The organism is Streptomyces sp. NPDC024555, from assembly GCF_055559335.1.
On record NZ_JBVHKV010000002.1, the window covers coordinates 118,822 to 139,955 of the forward strand.

Genomic DNA, 21,134 nt, shown 5'->3' on the forward strand with positions numbered 1-21,134 from the left:
TCTCGTGACGGACGCGCTCGGGGGCGGCCGGGGTCAGCCGAGCGCCTTCTCGACCTCCTGGGCCAGCTCCGCCGCCCGCTCCGGCGACAGCGGCGCCCCCTCGGCGTCCGTGACGTAGAAGGCGTCCACCGCGTTCGCCCCGAGCGTCGAGACGTGGGCGCTGCGGACCCGTACGCCGCTGCCCTCCAGCGCGCGGCCGATCCGGTGCAGCAGCCCGGGGGCGTCCTGGGCGCGGACCTCGATCACGGTGGCCAGGCGGGAACCGGCGGCCGCGACGGTCACCCGGGGCGGCGGGGCCTTCATCCCGCGGCGGCGCGGGTAGGCGGCCTCGCGTTCGGCCAGGCGCGCGCGGATGTCCAGGGAGCCGTCGAGGGCGCGGACGAGGTCGGCGCGCAGCCGGGCGGCCTGGGGCAGCGAGCCGTACTCGGCCGCGACCCGCCAGCTGAGCAGCAGCACCTCGCCCGGTCCGCCGAGTTCGGCGGGGAGTTCCATGGCCCGCAGATCGGCGGCGCGGACGGTGAGCCGGTGCAGGGCGAGGACGCCCGCGGCGGCGGGCAGGACGCCGGGGCGGTCCGGGAGGGCGATGAGGAGTTCGACGCCGACGGGTTCGGGGGCGCCGTCCTCGGTGGCGGCCTCCGGCCGGGTGTGCAGGGCGAGGACGGGTTCGCCGGTGCGCAGGGACTCCACGGCCAGGCGCTCGTGCTCGGCACCGGGTGCGGTGGGGCCGGGTTCCTCGGGCGCCTCCCCCGCCAGGACGGCCGCGACCCGTGCGACCAGGTCCGCGACGAGCGAGGCGCGCCAGGCGGACCAGGCGGCGGGTCCGGTGGCCAGGGCGTCGGCCTCGGTGAGGGCGTGCAGCAGCTCCAGGGTGGTGGTGCTGCCGACGGCGTCCGCCACGGAGCGGACGGTGGCCGGGTCGTCCAGATCGCGGCGGGTGGCGGTCTCGGCGAGCAGCAGATGGTGGCGTACGAGGGTGGCGACGACGCCCACGTCGTGCTGGTCGAAGCCGATGCGGGCGGCCATGTCGCGGGCGATGACCTCGCCGGCGACGGAGTGGTCGCCGGGCCAGCCCTTGCCGATGTCGTGGAGCAGGGCGGCGATCAGCAGGAGGTCGGGGCGGCCGACGCGGCGGGTGAGGGCGCAGGCGCGGACGGCGGTCTCGACGAGGTGGCGGTCGACGGTCCAGGTGTGGACGGGGTTGCGCTGGGGGCGGCAGTGCACGCGTTCCCAGTCGGGGAGCAGCCGGGTGATCAGCCCCTCGGCCTCCAGGGCCTCCCAGACGGGGACGGTGGCCTCGCCCGCGCCGAGGAGGGTGACGAGTTCCTCGCGGGCCTCGGCCGGCCAGGGCACCGGGAGCGGGGCCGCGACGGCGGCGAGACGGCGGACGACGTGGCGGGAGAGCGGCAGTTCGGACTGGGCGGCCGCGGCGGCGGCGCGCAGGACGAGGACCGGATCGCGTTCGGGGCGGGCGGTGCGGGCGAGGACGGCCTCGCCGTCGGACTCGACGACCCCGTCGGCGAGCGGGGTGCGGTCGGTGGCCGGGGCCGCCCGTCCGCCGAGCATGGCGCGCAGCCGGGGCCGGACGGAGCGGGCGCGCAGCACCCGGTTGACCTCGCGCCACGTGACGTCGGTGGCGTACGAGACGGTGCGGGCGGCCTCGTAGACCTGGCGCAGCAGGGCGTCGGCGTCGAGGAGGCCGAGGGCGTCCGCGACCTGGTCCTGTTCCTGGAGGGCGAGGCGGTCGGTGGCGCGGCCGGTGCTGAGGTGGAGGGCGTCGCGGGTGTCGAGGAGGACCCGGCGGGCCTCGGCGAGTCCTTCGCGGGGGGCGTCGGCGACCCAGGAGGCGGCGACGGCGCGCAGGGCGGTGGCGTCGCGCAGTCCGCCCCGGGCCTCCTTGAGGTCGGGTTCCAGGAGGAAGCGCAGCTCGCCCTGGCGTTCGGCCCGTTCGCGGCAGAGTTCGTCGAGGGCGGGGAGGCGTTTGGGGGCCTGGTTGCGCCAGTCGGCGAGGATCGCGGTGCGCAGCGAGGCGACGAGGCCGAGGTCGCCGGCGACGGGCCGGGCGTCGAGCAGTCCGAGCTGGACCTTGAGGTCGTCGGCCGCGGCGCGGCGGGCCTCGGCCGGGGTGCGGACGGAGTGGTCGAGGGCGAGTCCGAGGTCCCAGACGGGGTACCAGATGCGGTCGGCGAGGGCGGCGACGGCCGCGGGGTCGGCGTGGCCGTCGTGGAGGAGCAGGAGGTCGAGGTCGCTGCGCGGGGAGAGTTCGCCGCGTCCGTAGCCGCCGACGGCGACCAGGGCGGCGCCCCGGACGCCGGCGTGTTCGGCCGCGGCGGTGAACAGGCCGGTCAGCCAGGTGTCGGTGAGGGAGGCGAGGGCCGCACGGCGCGGCGGCCCGGACTGCTCCTCCTGCTGGAGGAGGAGCAGCCGGGCCGCCGCGTAGCCGCTGGGTCCCGATTCCCCGGATCCGGTGGTCGTTTCGGTGCTCGTCACCCAGCTGCCCTTCCGTGTGCGGTTCAGTCGGTCAGAGTGCGTCGGGGCCGCGTTCGCCGGTGCGGACCCTGATCGCGGTCTCCACCGGGACGCTCCAGACCTTGCCGTCGCCGATCTTGCCGGTCCGGGCGGCCTTGACGACGACATCGATGAGCTGGTCGGCGTCCTCGTCCTCGACGAGGACCTCGATGCGGATCTTGGGGACGAGGTCGACGGTGTACTCGGCGCCCCGGTAGACCTCGGTGTGGCCGCGCTGGCGCCCGTAACCGCTGGCTTCCGTGACCGTGAGGCCCTGGACGCCGAAGGCCTGGAGGGCCTCCTTGATCTCGTCGAGCCGGTGCGGCTTCACGACGGCGGTGATGAGCTTCATGCGTCCACCTTCTTGTTGGTCGGGGCGGTGGTGCCGGGGGCGGGGGACGCGGTGCGGGCGGCCGCGCCGCCGCCGGCGCCGCTGAAGTCGTACGCCGTCTCGGCGTGCTCGACCTGGTCGATGCCGGAGATCTCGTCGTCCTCGTCGACGCGCATCCCGATCGTCCGGTCGAGCAGGAAGGCGAGGACGGCGGAGACGACGAGGGAGTAGACGAGGACCGCGACGACACCGACGGCCTGCTTGCCGAGCTGGTCGAGGCCGCCGCCGTAGAAGAGGCCCTTGGCGTCGGACTGGACCCCGCCGGTGGCGAAGAAGCCGATGAGCAGGGAGCCGGCGATACCGCCGACGAGGTGGACGCCGACCACGTCGAGGGAGTCGTCGTAGCCGAACTTGTACTTCAGGCCGACGGCCATGGCGCAGAGCACACCGGCGACGGCACCGACCGCGATCGCGCCGAGCGGGCTGACCGCGCCGCCGGCCGGGGTGATGGCGACGAGTCCGGCGACGGCGCCGGAGGCGGCGCCGAGCGTGGTGAACGAGCCGTGGCGGAGCTTCTCGTAGCCGAGCCAGGCGAGCATCGCGGCGGCGGTGGCGACCTGGGTGTTGACGAACATGACCGCGCCGACGCCGTCGTCGTTGCCGAGCCAGGATCCGGCGTTGAAGCCGAACCAGCCGAACCACAGCAGTCCGGCGCCGAGCATGACCAGCGGCAGGCTGTGCGGCCGCATCGGGTCCTTCTTGAAGCCGACGCGCTTGCCGATGACGAGGATCACGCCGAGGGCCGCGGCTCCGGCGTTGATGTGGACGGCGGTGCCGCCGGCGAAGTCGATGACGCCCAGCTCGAAGAGCCAGCCGCCCGCGCCCCAGACCCAGTGGGCGACCGGGAAGTAGACGACGGTGACCCAGAGCGTGATGAACAGGGCCCAGGAGGTGAACTTGACCCGGTCGGCGAGGGCACCGCTTATCAGGGCCGGGGTGAGCACGGCGAACATCAGCTGGAAGACGGCGAAGACGTAGACCGGGATGGTGTAGCCGTCCCAGAGTTCCGTCACGCCGATGCCGCTGAGGCCGACGAAGTCCTGGCTCCAGCCGATGAGCGAACCGGCGTCGGTGCCGAAGGCGAGGCTGAATCCGTAGAGCACCCACAGGATCGTGACGATCCCGAGGCTGATGAAGCTCATCATCAGCATGTTGAGCGTGCTCTTGACGCGGACCATGCCTCCGTAGAAGAAGGCCAGGGCCGGGGTCATGAGCATCACCAGGGCCGAGCAGATGAGCATGAACCCGGTGTTGGCGGCGGACAGCGTCGGGGCGTCTGCTGCAAGCGTCGTGATGCCTGGGGGCATCGGCGTCTCCTCGTCGTCGGTGCGGCCGCGTGCGGGCGATGGGGGGCACATCCACGTGCGGAACCACGGGGGAAAAGGTGCGGGCCGTTATGAGCCATGAGGTTCGCCCAGCGCCGTTTCCACCGATGCCGCACGGTGTTTCGCGGCAGTGACCAAGAGGACCGGTGTGTTACGTCCCCATGAACCGCCCGTGCCGGGTCCGCGCTCGGGCCTACTCTGCGGCCCGAGCCGCATACGGTGCGGTTACGACGCACCCGCGAGGGAACGACCACACGAACCGGCCACGGCGACCACCCGCTGACCTGGCAATCGGGGGAGCCGAAGTCGGTCCGTGCGGGGTGGCCGTCGTGGCCGGGGCTGTGGTGCCGCTCAGACCGCCTCGGCGGTCTCGGGCAGCTGTTCGGTGAGGAGATCGGTGAGCCGGGCGACCTCGGGGATGTCCCCGAAGTCCCTGGCGGCGGTGTCGACGGTCTTGCGCAGCCGGGTGTTGACGCGCTCGGAGCGGACCTTCTTGGCGACGCGCAGCGCCTGCTCGGCGAGGAGGGTGGACTCCTCGGGCTCGCGCTTGAGCAGGTGGACGGTGGCGAGGCCGATCAGGTTGAGCGCGTAGGAGCGCTGGTGCTCGTCGTCCTCCTCGAAGAGCTCGACGGCCCGGCGCATCGCCGGTTCGGCGAGGGAGGCGTAGCTGGGGCTGCGGCCGGCGACATAGGCCAGGTCGCGGAAGGAGTGGGAGTTCTCCCCGTTGAGCTCGGCCTCCGAGAAGAAGCGGATCCAGTCGGGCTCGGGCTCGCCGTCGAGACCGGCGTCGAGGAAGGTGTCCTCGGCCATCCGGACGGCCCGCTTGCACTTGCTGGGCTGGCCCATGTTGGCGTAGGCGCGGGCCTCCATCGCGTAGAGCATGGCCTGGGTGCGCGGGGTGGCGCAGTCGCGGCTGCCGTACTGCGCGAGGTGGATCAGTTCGAGCGCGTCGTCGGGGCGGCCGAGGTGGATCATCTGGCGGCTCATGCTGGAGAGCACGTACGAGCCGAGCGGCTTGTCGCCGGCCTCCTTGGAGGCGTGCAGGGCGAGCACGAAGTACTTCTGGGCGGTGGGCTGGAGGCCGACGTCGTAGCTCATCCAGCCCGCCAGCTCCGCCAGTTCGGCGGCGCAGCGGAAGAGGCGGGTGGCCGTGGCGGCCGGCTGCGGTTCCTGGAGCAGGTCGGTGACCTCGTGGAGCTGGCCGACGACCGCCTTGCGGCGCAGTCCGCCGCCGCACTGGGCGTCCCACTGGCGGAACATGGCGGTGGTGGATTCCAGCAGGTCCAGCTCGGGCGCGGAGAGCCGGGAGGGGCGGCGGGCGGCGGCGGGCGATTCGGCCTCGACGGCGCCGGCGGTGGCGACGGGGACCAGCCAGCGCTGCATGGGCTCGATGAGGGCGGGGCCGGCGGCGAGGGTGAGGGAGCTGCCGAGGAAGCCCCGGCGGGCCAGCATCAGATCGCTGCGGGAGAACTCGCTGAGCAGCGCGACGGTCTGCGGTCCGGCCCAGGGCAGGTCGACCCCTGCGACGGACGGGGCCTGGTGGGCGGTGCGCAGCCCCAGGTCCTCGACGGCGACGACGGAGCCGAAGCGCTCGGAGAACAGCTCCGACAGGATGCGCGGGATCGGCTCGCGCGGCTGCTCGCCGTCGAGCCAGCGCCTCACCCGGGAGGTGTCGGTGCTGATGTGGTGGGCGCCCATCTGCCGTGCTCTGCGGTTGACCTGGCGGGCCAGCTCGCCCTTGGACCAGCCGCTGCGCACGAACCACGACCCCAACAGCTCGTTCGGGCGCTTGCCGGCATTCGCATTGCCTGCGCCGCTGCCACTCACTGGAACGCCCCCATCCCGCCGAATACCTTCGCGCGAACGTCTATCAGAATGCCGTGAACCGGCGCTGCCCGTATGCAGGTTGACCGTCATCGAACAGAAATCCGGGTTGCCTCCGGCATACCCGTGGGCGCACATACTTCCATGGTTCGTGTACCGACGGTAATCCTACGATCACCCCCTCGGCGAGGGCGTCTACGGAAACGCCACCATTCGCCACCCCTTCGGATGAACGCCACCCGGGCGCAGCGCGATTCACTTGACGCAGAGCGATTGACGGTGGGCGCAGGGGTGCGCCCGGGGGCGCGCGAGTCGTCGCGCACGCCCCGGTCCGCCCCGGCCCACCCGGACCGCCACGACGGAGGAGCGTCGGACCGCGCTCCGCCTCGTAACCACCGGCGCGCCGGACCCGTTGGAGGGGGCATGGGCTTCACGATCGGCGGCATCCGTGAGATGCGATCAGGCTCACGGCGCCGCGGCCGTGCGGCCGAGGGCACCGCGGTGGCCGAGTACACCGGCCTGTGGGGCTGGGCGGTCGTCCCCGGCGCCCGCGCGGCCGGCGGCGTCTGCTCGTGCGGGGAGCCCGGCTGTCCCTCCCCCGGGGCGCATCCCCTGGAGTTCGCCCGGGAGGTCCCGGCCGGGGCCACGCTGGACGCGGCGGCACGGGCCTGGGCCGAGGTGCCCGGGGCCTCGATGCTGCTGCCGGTGGGGCGGAGCTTCGACGTGCTGGACGTGGCCGAGGCGGCCGGCCGGCGGGCGCTGGTCCGGATGGAGCGGATGGGGCTGCCGCCGGGGCCGGTCGCGGTGACGCCGGCGGGCCGGGCGCAGTTCCTGGTGGCCCCGGGCGCGGCCGCCGAGCTGCCCCGGCTGCTGTACCGGATGGGGTGGGACGACGCGGACCTGGACCTGAGGGCCCTCGGCGCCGGCGCGCACATCACGGCACCGCCGTCCGACCAGGGCGGCCTCGGCCCGGTCCGCTGGCTGCGTCCGCCGTCGCTGGACACGGCGTCGGCGCCGCCCGAGGCCCGGCTGCTGCTGGGCACCCTGGCGTACATCTGCCACCGTCTGGCGCCCTGCGCCTGACCGCGCCCCGCCCGGGTCCTGTCCGGCGGGACGGTCCGGGACGGCGAGGAGCCCGGCCGCACCACCGGTGCTGCCGGGCTCCTCGTGGTGGCCGCGGGGGTCAGTCCCCGATCAGGGCGTCCACGAATGCCGCCGGCTCGAAGGGGGCCAGGTCGTCCGGCCCCTCGCCGAGGCCGATGAGCTTGACCGGCACGCCCAGCTCGCGCTGGACGGCGATCACGATGCCGCCCTTGGCGGTGCCGTCGAGCTTGGTCAGGACGATGCCCGTGATGTCGACGACCTCCGCGAAGACCCGCGCCTGCACGAGGCCGTTCTGTCCGGTGGTGGCGTCGAGGACCAGCAGGACCTCGTCGAGCGGTCCGTGCTTCTCGACGACCCGCTTGACCTTGCCCAGCTCGTCCATGAGGCCGGTCTTGGTGTGCAGCCGGCCGGCCGTGTCGATGAGGACGACGTCGGCGCCCTCGGCGATGCCCTCCTTGACGGCGTCGAAGGCGATGGAGGCCGGGTCCCCGCCCTCGGGTCCGCGCACGGTGCGGGCGCCCACGCGCTCGCCCCAGGTCTGGAGCTGGTCGGCGGCGGCGGCGCGGAAGGTGTCGGCCGCGCCGAGGACCACGCTGCGGCCGTCGGCCACGAGCACCCGGGCGAGCTTGCCCGTGGTGGTGGTCTTGCCGGTGCCGTTGACCCCGACGACCATCACGACACCGGGGGTGTCCAGGCCGCTCTCGGTCTTCACGGCACGGTCGAAGTCGGTGCCGAGGAGGGTGATGAGTTCCTCGCGCAGCAGGGCGCGCAGGTCCTCGGGGGTACGGGTGCCGAGGACGCGGACGCGCTCGCGGAGCCGTTCGACCAGCTCCTGGGTGGGGGCGACGCCGACGTCGGCGGTGAGGAGGGTGTCCTCGATCTCCTCCCAGGTGTCCTCGTCGAGGTTGTCCCGGGACAGGAGCGTGAGGAGCCCCTTGCCCAGGGAGTTCTGCGAGCGGGCGAGCCGGGCCCGCAGCCGGACGAGCCGGCCGGCGGTGGGCTCGGGGACGTCGAGCGCCGGGGCGGCGGGCACCTCCTCCGGCTCGACGGTCCCGGGGGCGGCCTCGGCCGGCGGGGCCGCGACGTCCTCGATGGTGCGGCGCGGTTCCTCGCGCGGCTCTTCGGCCTCCTCGCCGACACGGGGCTCGGCGGGAGGAGTGAGGGTCGGCGTGCTCGACGGTGCCGGGGGCAGCTGCTTCTTCTTGCGGCTGCTGACCACGAGCCCGCTGATCACGCCGACCGCGACCAGGGCGATGACTACAGCAAGGATGACGAATTCCATAACCCACCCAGTATCGGTCACGGGCGGCGGCGGGCGGGGACCGTGTGGTCCGGTCGCGCTGTGCCGCCCGGGGGACGGGTGGAGCCCTCGGACCGTCCGGGCGATATGAGCGCTATGCCCTGAAGGTACGCTTCCGGCCGTGGAGACCCGTGGGCTGGAGCCCGTGCCCGACAGCGAGCGCACCGGCCGGGTGCGGGCGCTCTTCCCCACCTGGGTGGCGGCCAATATGACCGTGCTGCTCCTCACCATCGGCGCCGGGTTCGTCGTGCTGGACGGACTGGCCCTCTGGCAGGTCCTGGTGGTCTCCGCGGTGGCGCCGCTGGTCTCGTTCGGGCTGGTCGCCTGGATCTCGGCCGCCGGGCGCGACGGCGGGGCGCCGGGGATGGCGCTGTCGCGGGCGGTGTTCGGGCAGCGGGGCAATCTGGCGCCGGGGGCGCTGATCTGGGTGGCGCGCTGGGGCTGGGAGACGGTGAACGCGGTCACGGGGGCGTACGCGCTGCTGGCGGTGGCCGCCGTGCTCTTCGGGGTGCACGGCACGTCGACGCTGACCGTGGCGACCCTGCTCGCCTTCGTGGCGGGCAGCTTTCTGCTGTCGGGGCTGGGAGCGCGGGCGCTGCGGCTGTGCTGCACCTGGTCGGCGTATCTCTTCGGCGCGTTCAGCGTGCTGGTCCTGGCGCATCTGGCGGAGACGACGGCGTGGACGAGGGTGCTGGACCGCCCGGCGGGGCCCGTCTCGCTGATGGTCGCGGGGGTCGGCACCCTGGCGGCCGGCGGGATGAGCTGGGCGCCCACCGGGCCGGACTTCACCCGCTATCTGCCCAGGACCGCGTCCGGGCGGGCGATGGGGGCGGCGACGGTGGGCGGGGCCGGGCTGGTGATCGTGCCGATGGTGCTGATGGGGGCGGTGATGGCGGTGGGGACGCCGGGGCTCGCCCTGACCCGGGATCCGGTCGCGTTCATCGGGGAGCTGCTGCCCCGCTGGCTCGCGGTCCCCTACCTGGTCATCGCCGTGCTGGGCATGGTGATGATCAACGCGATGTCGATGTACTCCGCGGGCTTCACCGCGCAGACGCTCGGATTCACGGTCCCGCGCGCCTGGGCGGTCGGGGTGAACGCCGCGATCAGCCTGTTCCTGGGGGCGCTGCTGATGCTCGTGGCGAGCAGTTTCCTGGGCTCGTTCATCTCCTTCCTGCAGGTGCTGGCGGTGACGTTCGCCGCCTGGATCGGGGTCTTCGGCGTGGACCGGCTGCGGGGGCGCGTCTACGATCCGGTGGCGCTGATGGACACCACGCCGTCCGGCGCCTACTGGTACACGGGCGGCTTCGCGGGGACGGCGGTGGCGGCGTGGGCCGCGGGGCTGGTGGCGGGGCTGCTGTTCACGGGGGTGGAGTGGTTCACCGGCCCGTTCGCCACCACCTGGCCGGGCCGCAACGGGCTGGGCTGGGCGGTCACGATCCTGGTCTCCGGCGGGGTGTACGCCCTGCTCCCCCGGGCCCGCCCGGCGGATCGGGCCACACCCCTACACTTCTGACGCTGCGTCAGTTATGGTCCCCGCCCAGCCCGGCGTAAGGGGACAGCGTCATGGCCTTCACCGTCGTCCGGTTCAATCTCGTCGAGCCCGACGCCTCACCGGCGTCGCTCTCCGCCCGTTACCGCGCGGCCCTGGACATGGCCGCGTACGCGGACGAGCACGGCATCGACACCATCCAGACCGAGGAGCACCACGGCGTCGCCGATTCCTGGCTGCCCTCCCCCTTCGTCTTCGCCGGGAGCGTGTTCGGGGCCACCCGGCGGATCGCGGTCACGGTCTCCGCGATCATCGGCCCGCTGCACGATCCGCTGCGGCTGGCCGAGGACATCGCGGTCCTCGATCTGCTGAGCGGCGGCCGGCTGGTGACGGTCGCGGGGATCGGCTACCGCCAGGAGGAGTACGAGCGGGCGGGCGTCGAATGGCGCAGGCGCGGCCGGCTCCAGGACGAGTTGCTGGAGACGCTGCTGAAGGCGTGGACCGGGGAGCCGTTCGGCTACCGGGGCCGTACGGTCACGGTCACGCCCAGGCCGTACACCCGGCCGCATCCCCTGCTGCTGGTGGGCGGCAGTTCGCGGGCGGCGGCGCGGCGGGCGGCCCGGCTCGGGCTGCCGCTGTTCCCGAGCGCGCATCTGCCGGAGCTGGAGGCGTACTACGACGAGCGGCGGGCGGTGCACGGCACGGAGGGCTTCTGCATGATGCCCGCGGCCGAGACCCCGCTGCTGCACGTCTCCGAGGACCCGGACCGGGCGTGGGAGACGTACGGGAAGCACTTCCTGCACGAGGCGCGCCGGTACGCCTCGTGGCAGTCGCAGGACATCCGCTCGGCCGTCCGCTCGGCGGCGACGACGGTGGACGGGCTCCGCGAGGAGGGCGTCTACCGGATCGTCACCCCGGACGAGTGCGCGGAGCTGGCCGGCCGGCTCGACAGTCTGGTGCTGCACCCGCTGTGCGGCGGGATGCCGCCGGAGGAGGGCCGGCGCAGTCTGCGGCTGTTCTGCGAGGCGGTGAAGGGCTGACCGTCCGGACCGGGCTCAGCCCATCTCCTCCAGCGCCTTGCCCTTGGTCTCCTTGACGAAGAGGAGGACGAAGGGGATCGAGAGCGTCGCGAAGCAGGCGTAGATGATGTACGTGCCCGAGAGGTTCCAGTCGGAGAGGCTCGGGAAGCTCGCGGTGATCGCCCAGTTGGCGATCCACTGGGCGGAGGCGGCGACGCCGAGCGCCGCGGCGCGGATCCGGTTGGGGAACATCTCGCCCAGGAACACCCAGACGACGACACCCCACGAGAGGGCGAAGAACAGCACGAACACATGGGCCGCGACGAGCGCGACCGCGCCCTCGGCGGTGGGGAGCTTGCCGTCGACCAGGTCCGCGGAGAAGGCCCACGCCTCGAAGGCGAGCGCGACCGCCATGCCGCAGGAGCCGACGAGGGCCAGCGGACGGCGGCCGACCCGGTCGACGAGGACCATCGCGATGACCGTACCGATGATGTTGATGATCGACGTCGTGAACGAGTAGAAGAACGAGTCGGTCGGGTCGATGCCGACGGACTGCCAGAGCGTCGCCGAGTAGTAGAAGGCCACGTTGATGCCGACGAGCTGCTGGAAGACCGAGAGGCCGATGCCGACCCAGACGATGGGCAGGAAGCCGAAGCGGCTGCCGAGCAGGTCGCGGAAGGTCGACTTGTGCTCGCGGCGCATCGCGGTCTCGATCTCGTCGACCCGGGCGTCCAGGTCGACGTTCTTGCCCTCGACCTCCTCCAGGATCTGACGGGCCCTCTCCCGCTTGCCGACGGAGAGCAGGAAGCGCGGCGACTCGGGGATGGCGAAGGACAGCACCCCGTACAGGATGGCGGGCAGGACCATCACGCCGAGCATCCACTGCCAGGCCTCCAGACCGCCGATCTTTCCGCGCTGGTCGCCGTCGGCGATCTGGAGGATGCCGTAGTTGACGAGCTGGGAGATGGCGATGCCGATGACGATGGCGGCCTGCTGGAAGGAGCCGAGCCGGCCGCGGTAGGCGGGCGGCGAGACCTCGGCGATGTACGCCGGGCCGATCACGGAGGCCATGCCGATGGCGAAGCCGCCGATGATGCGCCACATCGCCAGGTCCCAGAGCGCGAACGGGAGGGCCGAGCCCACGGCGCTGATGGTGAACAGCACGGAGGAGATCTGCATGCAGCGGATGCGGCCGATGCGGTCGGCGATCCGTCCGGCGGTGGCGGCGCCGATCGCGCAGCCGATCAGGGCGATGGCGATGACCTGGGCCAGCGTGCCGGAGCCGATGTCGTACCGGTCCCGGATCGCCTCGACGGCGCCGTTGATGACGGAGCTGTCGTAGCCGAACAGGAAGCCGCCCATCGCGGCGGCGGCCGTGATGAAGATGACGTGGCCGATGTGGTCCGGATGGGCCGAACGCGCTCCTGACGCCGGTCCCTGCGGGGTGCTGGACACGTTGAGGACTCCCTGGGGCCGGGCCGCGACGTCGGGCGTGGGGTGAGCTGCTCTCCAGTGGCGCACACCTTCGGCCCCGCCACCACTCGGGAACGGCCGTGCTCAGCGCAGCCGCTGGCTGATCACCTTGGAGACCCCGTCGCCCTGCATCGAGACGCCGTACAGCGCGTCGGCGACCTCCATCGTCCGCTTCTGGTGGGTGATCACGATGAGCTGGGAGCTCTCCTGGAGCTCCTCCATGATCCGGATCAGCCGCTGGAGATTGGTGTCGTCGAGCGCCGCCTCGACCTCGTCCATCACGTAGAACGGGCTCGGCCGGGCCTTGAAGATCGAGACCAGCAGCGCCACGGCGGTCAGGGACCGCTCCCCGCCGGACAGCAGGGAGAGCCGCTTGACCTTCTTGCCCGGCGGCCGGGCCTCCACGTCCACCCCGGTGGCGAGCATGTTGTCGGGGTCGGTCAGGATCAGCCGCCCCTCGCCGCCCGGGAAGAGCCGGGAGAAGACGCCCTCGAACTCCCGGGCGGTGTCCCGGTAGGCCTCGGTGAAGACCTGCTCGACCCGCTCGTCGACCTCCTTGACGACCTGGAGCAGATCGGCCCGGGTCTTCTTCAGGTCCTCCAGCTGCTCGGAGAGGAACTTGTGCCGCTCCTCCAGCGCCGAGAACTCCTCCAGGGCGAGCGGATTCACCTTCCCGAGTTGCTGGTACGCCCGTTCGGCCGACCGGAGCCGCTTCTCCTGCTCGGCCCGCACGAACGGCCTCGGCTGGTTGCGCGGGTGCTCCGGATCCTCCGGCAGCTCCTCCCCCTGCGCGGCGGGCGACGGCGGGACGAGCTGGTCGGGGCCGTACTCCGCCGTCAGACCGGCCGGTTCGACGCCCAGCTCCTCCAGCGCCTTCGTCTCCAGCTGCTCGATCCGCAGTCGCTTCTCGGCGCCCAGCACCTCGCCCCGGTGGACCGAGTCGGTGAGCTTGTCCAGCTCGCCCTTCAGATCCCGGCCCCGGGCGCGCTCGGCGGCCAGCTCCCGTTCCCGTCCCGCCTTCGAGGCGTCCGCGGCCTGCCGCTCCTCCTCGGCCCGTACGACGGAGACCTCGACGTGCGCGAGGAGCTGACGGGCCCCGGAGGCGACGGCGGTGGCCACCGCGGCCTCGTGGCGCAGCCGGGCGCGGCGGCGCTCGACGCGGGCGCGCGCCTCGCGTTCGGCGCGGGCGCCGCGGTCCAGGGAGTCGGCCCGCCCGGCGAGCGCCTTGACGCGTTCCTCGTGGGTACGGAGCTGGAGGCGGGCCTCCATCTCGGTCTGGCGGGCGTTGGCGCCGTCGGCGGCGAGCCGGTCGCGTACCGAGGCGTCCGGCTCCTCGTCCGCCCCGTCCCCGGCCGCCTCCTCGGCGACCAGCAGCCGTTCGGCGAGTTCCCCGGCCTCCTCGGTGGCCCGCTCCAGTGCCTCCTGGGCGCGGGCGGCGGAGGCGGTCATCCGCTCGGCCTCGCCCGCCGCGCCCCGGGCCTGCCCGGCCAGCCGGCCGAGTTGCTGGGCCACCCCGGACTTCTCCCGTTCGGCGGCCCGGCGGCGCTCCCCCAGCTCCTCGACGAGCGCGGCCCGCTCGGTGCGCCGCTCGGCCGCCCGCCGCTGCGCCTCGGCCAGCTCCTCGCACCGCACGGCGAGTTCGGCCAGTTCGGCCGCCGCCTCGTCCACGGAGGCCTGGACCTCCAGCAGGCTGGGCGCGCCGGCCGAACCACCGTGCGCGAAGTGGGCGGAGAGCACATCGCCCTCGGCGGTGACGGCGGTCAGCTCCGGACGGGCGGCGACCAGGTCCTCGGCGTCCTCCAGCGTCCCGACCACGACCATGTCCCGGACCAGCCTGCGGACGGCGGCCACCAGTTCGACGGGCCCGGTGACGAGATCGGCGACGGCAGGCGCGGCGGCCCCCGAGGGTCCGGTCACGTCCGCCGGTGCGGCGGCGGGCGCACCGGCGGGGTGTCCCTGGGCCGCGAGGGCGGCGACGGGCCGCGCGGGCCCGTCCGTGTCCGCGTCCGGCTCCCGCTCGGGTTCGGCGGCCTGTCCGGGAAACGTCCCGGCGGGTCCGGGCCGGGGCGCGCCCTGCCCGGGGACGTGCGGTTCCGCGGCGGGGCCGGACACGCCCTGTTCCGGTACGTGCGGCGTGGGGCCGGGGCCGTCCGGGGCTCCGCCGCCGTGGAGTCCGGCGGACCCGTGCCCGGCGCCGCCGACGCCGCCGTTCCCCCTCGGACCGCCGAGGAGCAGTGCGGCGCGGCCCGCGTCCTGTTTGCGGAGCAGCCGGATCGCCTCGGCCGCGGCGGCCGGGTCCGTCACGGCGACGGCGTCCGCCGCCGCCCCCAGGGCGGCCGCCACCGCGATCTCGTGGCCGGGGGCGACCGTGAGCAGTTCGGCGGCGGGGCCGAGCAGTCCGGTCAGCCGGTCCCGGGCGCCGAGCAGCGCCCCCGTCCCGTCCTTGCGGCGCAGCCCGAGGGCCAGGGCGTCGTGCCGGGCCGCGACCGCCGCGCGCCTGCGTTCGGCGGCGGTGGCCTCCTCGCGGGCGGCGGACAGGGCCCGTTCGGCCTCCTTCAGCTCGCCGCGCGCGGCCTCGTGACGCTCGCCCAGCTCCGTGTCGTCGGCGTCCAGGCCGTCGACCTCGGCCTTCAGCTGCTCGTACTCCTCCTGGGCCGCGACCGCCCGTTCCTGGGCCTGATCGCGGGCCTCGGCCAGCCGGTCGATCTCCGCCTGCGCGGAAGCGGCCCGGCCGCGCGCGGCGTTGACCTGGCCGTTCAGCCGGGCGAGCCCTTCGCGGCGGTCGGCCAGGGCGCGGGCGGCGTCCTTGAGGCGGCGCTCCTCGGCGGCCAGTTCCCGCTCCAGCTCCGCGCGGTGGGCGGCGGTGTCCTCCAGGGCGTGCTCGGCCGCCTCCAGCGCGGCGGTGAGCTCCGCCTCCTGCTCGCGGATGCGGGCCGCCTCGCGCTCCATGTCCTCGGGATCGCGCCCGCGCCGCTCCTCCTCCTGGGGCGCGGTGGCGCTCTTCACCCGGGCGTCGGCCAGCGAGATCGTGCCGCGTACCCGCTCGGCGAGCTGCGACAGCTCGTACCAGGTCTGCTGGGCCCGCTGGAGCCTCGGCGTCAGCCGCCGTACCTCGTCCTCCAGTTCGGCCTCGCGCGCCAGGGCGGCGCCGAGCTCGGCCTCGGCGGCCTCGCGGCGCTGCTTCAGCGCGGCCTCGTCCGCGATCTCGCCCTGGAGCGCGGTGCGCAGCGTGACCAGGTCGTCGGCGAGGAGGCGGAGCCGGGCGTCGCGGAGGTCGGCCTGGATGACGGCGGCCCGGCGGGCCACCGCCGCCTGCCGGCCGAGCGGCTTGAGCTGCCGCCTCAGTTCGTCGGTGAGGTCCTGGACCCTGGCCAGATTGGCGCCCATCGCGTCGAGCTTCCGCAGCGCCTTCTCCTTGCGCTTGCGGTGCTTGAGGACGCCCGCGGCCTCCTCGATGAACGCCCGACGGCCCGTCGGGTCGGCGTGCAGGACGGAGTCCAGCTGGCCCTGGCCGACGATGACGTGCATCTCCCGGCCGATACCGGAGTCGGAGAGGAGTTCCTGGATGTCGAGCAGCCGGCAGGTGTCCCCGTTGATCTGGTACTCGCTGCCGCCGTTGCGGAACATGATCCGGGTGATCGTCACCTCGGCGTACTCGATCGGCAGCGCCCCGTCGGAGTTGTCGATCGTCAGCGAGACCTCGGCCCGGCCGAGCGGCGGACGCCCGGTGGTGCCGGCGAAGATGACGTCCTCCATCTTGCCGCCGCGCAGGGATTTGGCGCCCTGTTCCCCCATGACCCAGGAGAGCGCGTCCACCACATTGGACTTGCCCGACCCGTTGGGGCCGACGACACAGGTGATACCGGGTTCGAACCGCAGGGTGGTGGCGGACGCGAACGATTTGAAACCACGCAGGGTCAGGGCCTTGAGGTGCACGCCGCCGGACTCTACCTTTCACGCTCGGTTTCGCTGATGAAGGTGCAGGGCACATCAGACGGTAAGGGAAGGGGTGTACGCCCGGGGCGGGACCTGCACGGGCCGGAGGGGAAAAGAAAGAAGGGACGCCGAAGCGTCCCCAATGATTTCGTGTGCGGTGCCGCGCCGACCGATCCATCGCCCCGTTGAAGGCGTGCGTACCGGATCAATGACGCGGCGGATGAAGAAGCAGATCAGCGGCCGTGGAGCACACGTGATGCAGGTGATTCCGGCAATTGATCTTCAATGATCCGGTGACGTTCCGGCGATGATTCCCGTGCGGTTGACGCGTACAACCCGACCGGCCCCGGAAAGAAGGGCCCCTGCGGTCAGGTCAGCGCCGGCTCCGCCTGGGGTACGTCGATGTCGATGCTTTCGAGCAGCGACTGCTGGTGCTGGGCGGCGGCGTTGAGCGCGTCGTTCTCGTCCTGAATCCGTACGAGCTCGGACTCAAGATCCTGGACGCGCTGCTGGAGCCGTCGCATCTCGGCGAGAAGTCGCGGGTCGGAACCGCCGACGTAACCGAGAAGCGCCTTTGCCATGATGGATGGTCCTCCACACTGAGTGACCGACCGATGCGGTGTGGGTCGTGAGGGATTCGCACCCGCGGTGCTCGGCAGTGCTCTGTGTGCACTGCTGTTCTGCTGCGAAACAGCCCTGCCGAACAGCTGAGGTGCGCGGGGATTTCAGCGTCTCACCAAAAAGTTTGACGGTCAACACGATCACACCCCGTAGAGGCGGGCGGCCCGGGGGCGCGCGGCGGTGACGATCATGCGGCGCGACTCTCCTGCGGGGCCCTCGGGGGTCCTGGGATCATCCTTGTCGCCGCAGCCTGGCACGGCAACCGAATCTTGGCAACCATCAGGACATTCCGCAGGTCATTTCATGTGTACGCGAGGCCGGCGGCCCCGCCGTCACCCCGCGGCGCGCGCCGGACACGGTACGGACACGAGCCCCGTCCGCGCCCTCCCGGGGAGCATGATCAGCGGATCGCGAAGCCCTCGTATCCGCCGCGCGGCGTGTCCCAGATCTCAGTGACTCCGTCGACCCGGCCGGGAGTGTCGTCCGAGCGGAGCCAGTCGAGCAGGCGGTGGCAATTCTCACGCCGGCCCTCCGCCACGACCTGCACCCGGCCGTCGTCGAGATTGAGGGCGAATCCGGTGAGACCACCGATCTCCAAAGCGTTTGCCCTGGTGAACCAGCGGAAGCCTACTTGCTGTACTCGGCCGCGTACCCATGCGGTGAGGCGCACATCTTCGTTCATGCCCGAACGCTAACCGGCCAATTGCTTTCGGAGCACTTCCCTCCGATTCCTCATGGCGTACAGTCCCCTCGCAATAGCTTCACTCGTTCGGGTGAGCAAAGGTGCGCCGACAACGGCGTCCAGATCGTCAGAAGGGCACAGCAGATGGGACGCCATCGACGCTCCGCGGCAGCTCCCGCCGCTGAACAGTCCACCGACGGGGCCGCGGGCCGCGACCGGACCGCGCGCCGGGGGAAGCTCGGCGGCCTGCCGATGCGCACCGGGCTGCTCGGGGTCTCCGCCGCCGTGGCCGTCGGCGCCGTCGCCGTGGCCACCGGTCTGATACCCGGCGGCGACAGCTCCACCGTGAGCGGCGGCCCGGTCACCGACCGGGTCCGCTCGGAGGCCGCCCCGAATCTGCTGTCGCAGGACGGGGGCCGGACCGCGCCGGCCGACCGCGCGACCTCCTCCGCCCCGGCCAGCCGGGGTACGGAGCGCGCCGAGGCACCCGCCCGGACGGTCTCGCCCAAGGCCGCGACCAGCTCCGCGGCCCCGTCCGCGAGCGCCTCCGCGAGCCCGTCGAAGACCGCGTCCCCGACCAGGACACCCGCCGCGACCAGGCAGGCCGAGCGGTCCGCCGCCGCGGCGAAGACCTCGTCCGCCCCGGCCGCGAAGAAGACGACGGCGTCCGCCCCGGCGACGAGGAGCGCGGCGCCCGCCGCCGCGCCCAGCCCGTCCACGGCCGTCAAGGCCGCCACCGCTCCGGCCTCCCCGAGCACCGCCGCCTCGGCCGAGGCCGCCGTGCTCGCCCTCGTCAACCAGGAGCGCGCCAAGGTCGGCTGCACCCCGGTCAAGGCGAGCAACTCGCTCGCCTCGCTGGCCCAGAGCTTCAGCGACGACATGGCCGCGCGCGGGTTCTTCGACCACACGGACCCCGACGGCAAGACCCCCTGGGACCGCGCCTCCGCGGCCGGTGTCACGGGACTCGGCGGTGAGAACATCGCCCGCGGCCAGGCCGACGCCCAGGCCGTGATGGACGCCTGGATGGCCAGCGAGGGCCACCGGGCAAACATTCTCAACTGCGATTACACGACCCTCGGCGTCGGCGTCCACTTCGGTGCCGGCGGCCCGTGGTGGACCCAGGACTTCGGTTTCTGAGGACGGCCGGGACCCCCCGCCGGCCCCGCCGCCCGCACCACCGGGCACGGATTCCCCGTACGCCCCACAGCCTTTCCCACGGTTTGCGCAAACCCGTGGAAAGCGCTGTGGGGCGTACGCTGTCTCCATGCACGAGAACCCCGGCGACGAGAACGACGGAGCGGTCGACGCGCTCCTCTTCGACGTGTTCTCCCGGCGGTGCCCCTCCCGCTCCACGCTGGAGCACGCCACGGGCCGCTGGGGAAGTCTGACGCTCGGCGCGCTGTACGAGGGAAGCCTCCGGTTCAACGCGCTGCGCCGCCGGGTCGACGGGGTGAGCGAGAAGATGCTCTCCCAGACCCTGCACGCCCTGGAGCGCGACGGGCTGGTCCACCGCGAGGCGCAGCCCACCAATCCGCCCCGGGTCGACTACGAGCTGACCCCGCTCGGGCGTGAGGTCGCCGCCCGGCTGCTGGCCCTCATCGAGCTGGTCGAGGGCCGGATGTCCGAGGTGCTCGACGCCCGCGCACGCTACGACACGGCGCACGGCACCCCGGCCGACGCCTCCTAGGCCGGCGCTCCGGGACGCGGCGGGCGCTGGCAGCGGGGGCAGAAGTAGCTCGACCGGTTCATCCAGGGGCGCCGTCGCATCGCCGTACCGCAGCGGTGGCAGGGCTCGTCCTCGCGGCCGTAGGCGTCGAGCGAGCGGTCGAAGTAGCCCGACTCCCCGTTCACGTTCACATAGAGGCTGTCGAAACTGGTGCCGCCCTGGGCGAGCGCAGCGTTCATCACGTCCCGGACATGGCCCAGCAGCTCGGCCGTCCTCGGCCGGGTCAGCGTGGCGGTCGCCCGGTCGTAGTGCAGCCGGGAGCGCCAGAGCGCCTCGTCCGCGTAGATGTTGCCGACCCCGCTGATCAGCGACTGGTCGAGCAGGGCGCGTTTGACGGTGGTGCGGCGCAGGCGGAGCGCGGTGTGGAACGCGGCGTCGTCGAAGGCCGGGTCCAGGGGGTCGCGGGCGATGTGCGCGATGGTGTCGGGCAGTCCGTCGGGGGTGTTCTCGTGGAGCGAGAGCCCGCCGAAGGTGCGCTGGTCGACGAAGCGGAGTTCGGTGCCGGTGGTGTCGGCGAAGCGGACCCTGACCCTCAGGTGCTTCTCGTCGGGTGCGTCCTCGGGCTGGACGAGGAGCTGGCCGCTCATGCCGAGGTGGCCGAGGAGCGAGGTGTCGGCGTCGTCGAGGGGCACCCAGAGGTATTTGCCGCGCCGCATCGCCGTGCCCAGGCGCGCTCCGGCGAGCCGGGCCGCGAAATCGGCGCCCCCGGCGAGATGACGGCGGACGGCGCGCGGGTGCAGGACCTCCACCGCGCCGACCGTGCGGCCGGTGACCCAGCGTGCGAGACCGCGCCGGACGACTTCGACCTCGGGCAGCTCGGGCACGGTCCGGTTCTCCTGGATCAGATGGGGCGGTGGGGTTCGGGCACGGAGACCCCCCGGTGCGCGGGCGCACCGGGGGGTCTCGTGGGTCAGGCCGGAGCGGCGTCCGTGGACGACGGGGCGGCAGGGGTGTCGGCGGCCCCTCCGTCGGCGGCGGCCTTGGCCTCCGCCTCCCGTGCTTCCGCGGCGGCGCTGATCTCGCGCCAGGCGGACTCGGCCGCCTGCTGCTCCGCTTCCTTCTTGCTACGGCCGGTGCCGGTGCCGTACGAGACACCACCGACGCGGGCGGCAGCAGTAAAGGTCTTCTCGTGGTCGGGGCCGGTCTCCGTGACGAGGTACTCGGGGACTCCGAGGCTCTCGCTCGCGGTCAGCTCCTGGAGACTGGTCTTCCAGTCCAGGCCGGCACCGAGGTTCGAGGACCGGTCGATCAGCGGATCGAAGAGCCGGTGGACCAGCTCCGATGCCGCGTCGAGGCCCTGATCGAGATAGACCGCGCCGATCACCGCTTCGAGGGTGTCGGCGAGGATGGAGGCCTTGTCCCGGCCGCCCGTGCCCTCTTCGCCCCGGCCGAGCCGGATGAAGGAGCCGAGTTCGAGGCCGCGGCCCACTTCCGCCAGCGCACGAGAATTGACCACCGCGGCCCGCAACTTGGCCAGCTGGCCTTCGGGCAGGTCGGGGTGGGTGCGGTACAGCGTGTCGGTGACCACCAGACCGAGCACCGAGTCCCCGAGGAACTCGAGCCGCTCGTTGGTGGGCAGACCGCCGTTCTCGTATGCGTACGAACGGTGGGTCAGCGCACGCACCAGAAGGGCGGACTCGAGGTGATACCCGAGCCGCCCTTCCAGAAGCGTGTGGGACGAGGCTGTGTTGACGTTGTCTGCCTGCTTCTTGGCGTGGGACAACTCAGACATCGGGCCT

General features: G+C 73.1%; 16 protein-coding genes. 5 read left to right on the forward strand and 11 right to left on the reverse strand.

Annotated features, from left to right (window positions below; genetic code table 11):
* Positions 1-33 precede the first annotated feature (33 nt).
* The 4 genes from ACZ4FH_RS03180 to nsdA form a co-directional block, all read right to left on the reverse strand.
* Entirely contained in the window at positions 34-2,487 is a 2,454-nt protein-coding gene (locus ACZ4FH_RS03180) for a [protein-PII] uridylyltransferase (RefSeq protein WP_467301865.1), read from the reverse strand.
* Positions 2,488-2,518: 31 nt separating this feature from the next.
* Positions 2,519-2,857 carry a P-II family nitrogen regulator gene (locus ACZ4FH_RS03185; protein WP_383644249.1) on the reverse strand — a complete coding sequence of 113 codons (339 nt, stop codon included), beginning with the start codon at positions 2,855-2,857 and terminating at the stop codon, positions 2,519-2,521.
* Entirely contained in the window at positions 2,854-4,203 is a 1,350-nt protein-coding gene (locus ACZ4FH_RS03190; protein WP_467301866.1) for an ammonium transporter, read from the reverse strand. Before ACZ4FH_RS03190 ends, ACZ4FH_RS03185 begins: the two co-directional genes overlap by 4 nt.
* A gap of 369 nt (positions 4,204-4,572) precedes the next feature.
* Complete coding sequence (nsdA, locus tag ACZ4FH_RS03195) at positions 4,573-6,048, reverse strand: transcriptional repressor NsdA (RefSeq protein WP_467301868.1); 1,476 nt, start codon at positions 6,046-6,048, stop codon at positions 4,573-4,575.
* 420 nt (positions 6,049-6,468) lie between these two features.
* On the opposite strand from nsdA, the gene ACZ4FH_RS03200 reads away from it, so the two are divergent.
* Entirely contained in the window at positions 6,469-7,128 is a 660-nt protein-coding gene (locus ACZ4FH_RS03200) for a bifunctional DNA primase/polymerase (protein ID WP_467301869.1), read from the forward strand.
* A 100-nt stretch (positions 7,129-7,228) separates the two neighbouring features.
* Here ACZ4FH_RS03200 and ftsY read toward each other — a convergent pair whose 3' ends face one another.
* The gene (gene ftsY, locus ACZ4FH_RS03205) at positions 7,229-8,431 is read right to left on the reverse strand and encodes a signal recognition particle-docking protein FtsY (RefSeq protein WP_467301870.1); all 1,203 of its coding nucleotides are present in this window, start codon (positions 8,429-8,431) and stop codon (positions 7,229-7,231) included.
* Positions 8,432-8,570: 139 nt separating this feature from the next.
* Here ftsY and ACZ4FH_RS03210 point away from each other — a divergent pair, with 139 nt between their 5' ends.
* On the forward strand, positions 8,571-9,962 hold the full coding sequence (locus ACZ4FH_RS03210; protein WP_467301872.1) for a purine-cytosine permease family protein: 1,392 nt from the start codon (positions 8,571-8,573) through the stop codon (positions 9,960-9,962).
* A gap of 50 nt (positions 9,963-10,012) precedes the next feature.
* Complete coding sequence (locus tag ACZ4FH_RS03215; protein ID WP_467301873.1) at positions 10,013-10,978, forward strand: LLM class flavin-dependent oxidoreductase; 966 nt, start codon at positions 10,013-10,015, stop codon at positions 10,976-10,978.
* A gap of 15 nt (positions 10,979-10,993) precedes the next feature.
* Here ACZ4FH_RS03215 and ACZ4FH_RS03220 read toward each other — a convergent pair whose 3' ends face one another.
* The 4 genes from ACZ4FH_RS03220 to ACZ4FH_RS03235 all read right to left on the reverse strand — a co-directional run bounded on the left by ACZ4FH_RS03220 (position 10,994) and on the right by ACZ4FH_RS03235 (position 17,669).
* Positions 10,994-12,412, reverse strand: coding sequence for a sugar porter family MFS transporter (locus ACZ4FH_RS03220; RefSeq protein WP_467301875.1), 1,419 nt, complete (start codon positions 12,410-12,412; stop codon positions 10,994-10,996).
* Positions 12,413-12,514: 102 nt separating this feature from the next.
* A complete protein-coding gene (locus ACZ4FH_RS03225) occupies positions 12,515-16,366 on the reverse strand; it encodes an AAA family ATPase (RefSeq protein ID WP_467301877.1) in 3,852 nt (1,283 codons plus the stop codon).
* 368 nt (positions 16,367-16,734) lie between these two features.
* Complete coding sequence (locus tag ACZ4FH_RS03230) at positions 16,735-16,947, reverse strand: hypothetical protein (RefSeq protein WP_383644275.1); 213 nt, start codon at positions 16,945-16,947, stop codon at positions 16,735-16,737.
* A 440-nt stretch (positions 16,948-17,387) separates the two neighbouring features.
* On the reverse strand, positions 17,388-17,669 hold the full coding sequence (locus ACZ4FH_RS03235) for an acylphosphatase (RefSeq protein ID WP_026242487.1): 282 nt from the start codon (positions 17,667-17,669) through the stop codon (positions 17,388-17,390).
* A 144-nt stretch (positions 17,670-17,813) separates the two neighbouring features.
* Between ACZ4FH_RS03235 and ACZ4FH_RS03240 the strand changes: the two genes are divergently transcribed.
* Both ACZ4FH_RS03240 and ACZ4FH_RS03245 read left to right on the forward strand, forming a co-directional pair.
* Complete coding sequence (locus ACZ4FH_RS03240; protein ID WP_467301879.1) at positions 17,814-18,806, forward strand: CAP domain-containing protein; 993 nt, start codon at positions 17,814-17,816, stop codon at positions 18,804-18,806.
* Between the two features lie 127 nt (positions 18,807-18,933).
* Complete coding sequence (locus ACZ4FH_RS03245) at positions 18,934-19,356, forward strand: winged helix-turn-helix transcriptional regulator (RefSeq protein WP_467301881.1); 423 nt, start codon at positions 18,934-18,936, stop codon at positions 19,354-19,356.
* Here ACZ4FH_RS03245 and mutM read toward each other — a convergent pair.
* Positions 19,353-20,219 carry a bifunctional DNA-formamidopyrimidine glycosylase/DNA-(apurinic or apyrimidinic site) lyase gene (gene mutM, locus ACZ4FH_RS03250; RefSeq protein ID WP_467301883.1) on the reverse strand — a complete coding sequence of 289 codons (867 nt, stop codon included), beginning with the start codon at positions 20,217-20,219 and terminating at the stop codon, positions 19,353-19,355. The two genes, ACZ4FH_RS03245 and mutM, sit on opposite strands and share 4 nt — an antisense overlap.
* 86 nt (positions 20,220-20,305) lie before the next feature.
* A complete protein-coding gene (gene rnc / locus ACZ4FH_RS03255; RefSeq protein WP_383644287.1) occupies positions 20,306-21,127 on the reverse strand; it encodes a ribonuclease III in 822 nt (273 codons plus the stop codon).
* Between the last annotated feature and the right edge of the window lie 7 nt (positions 21,128-21,134).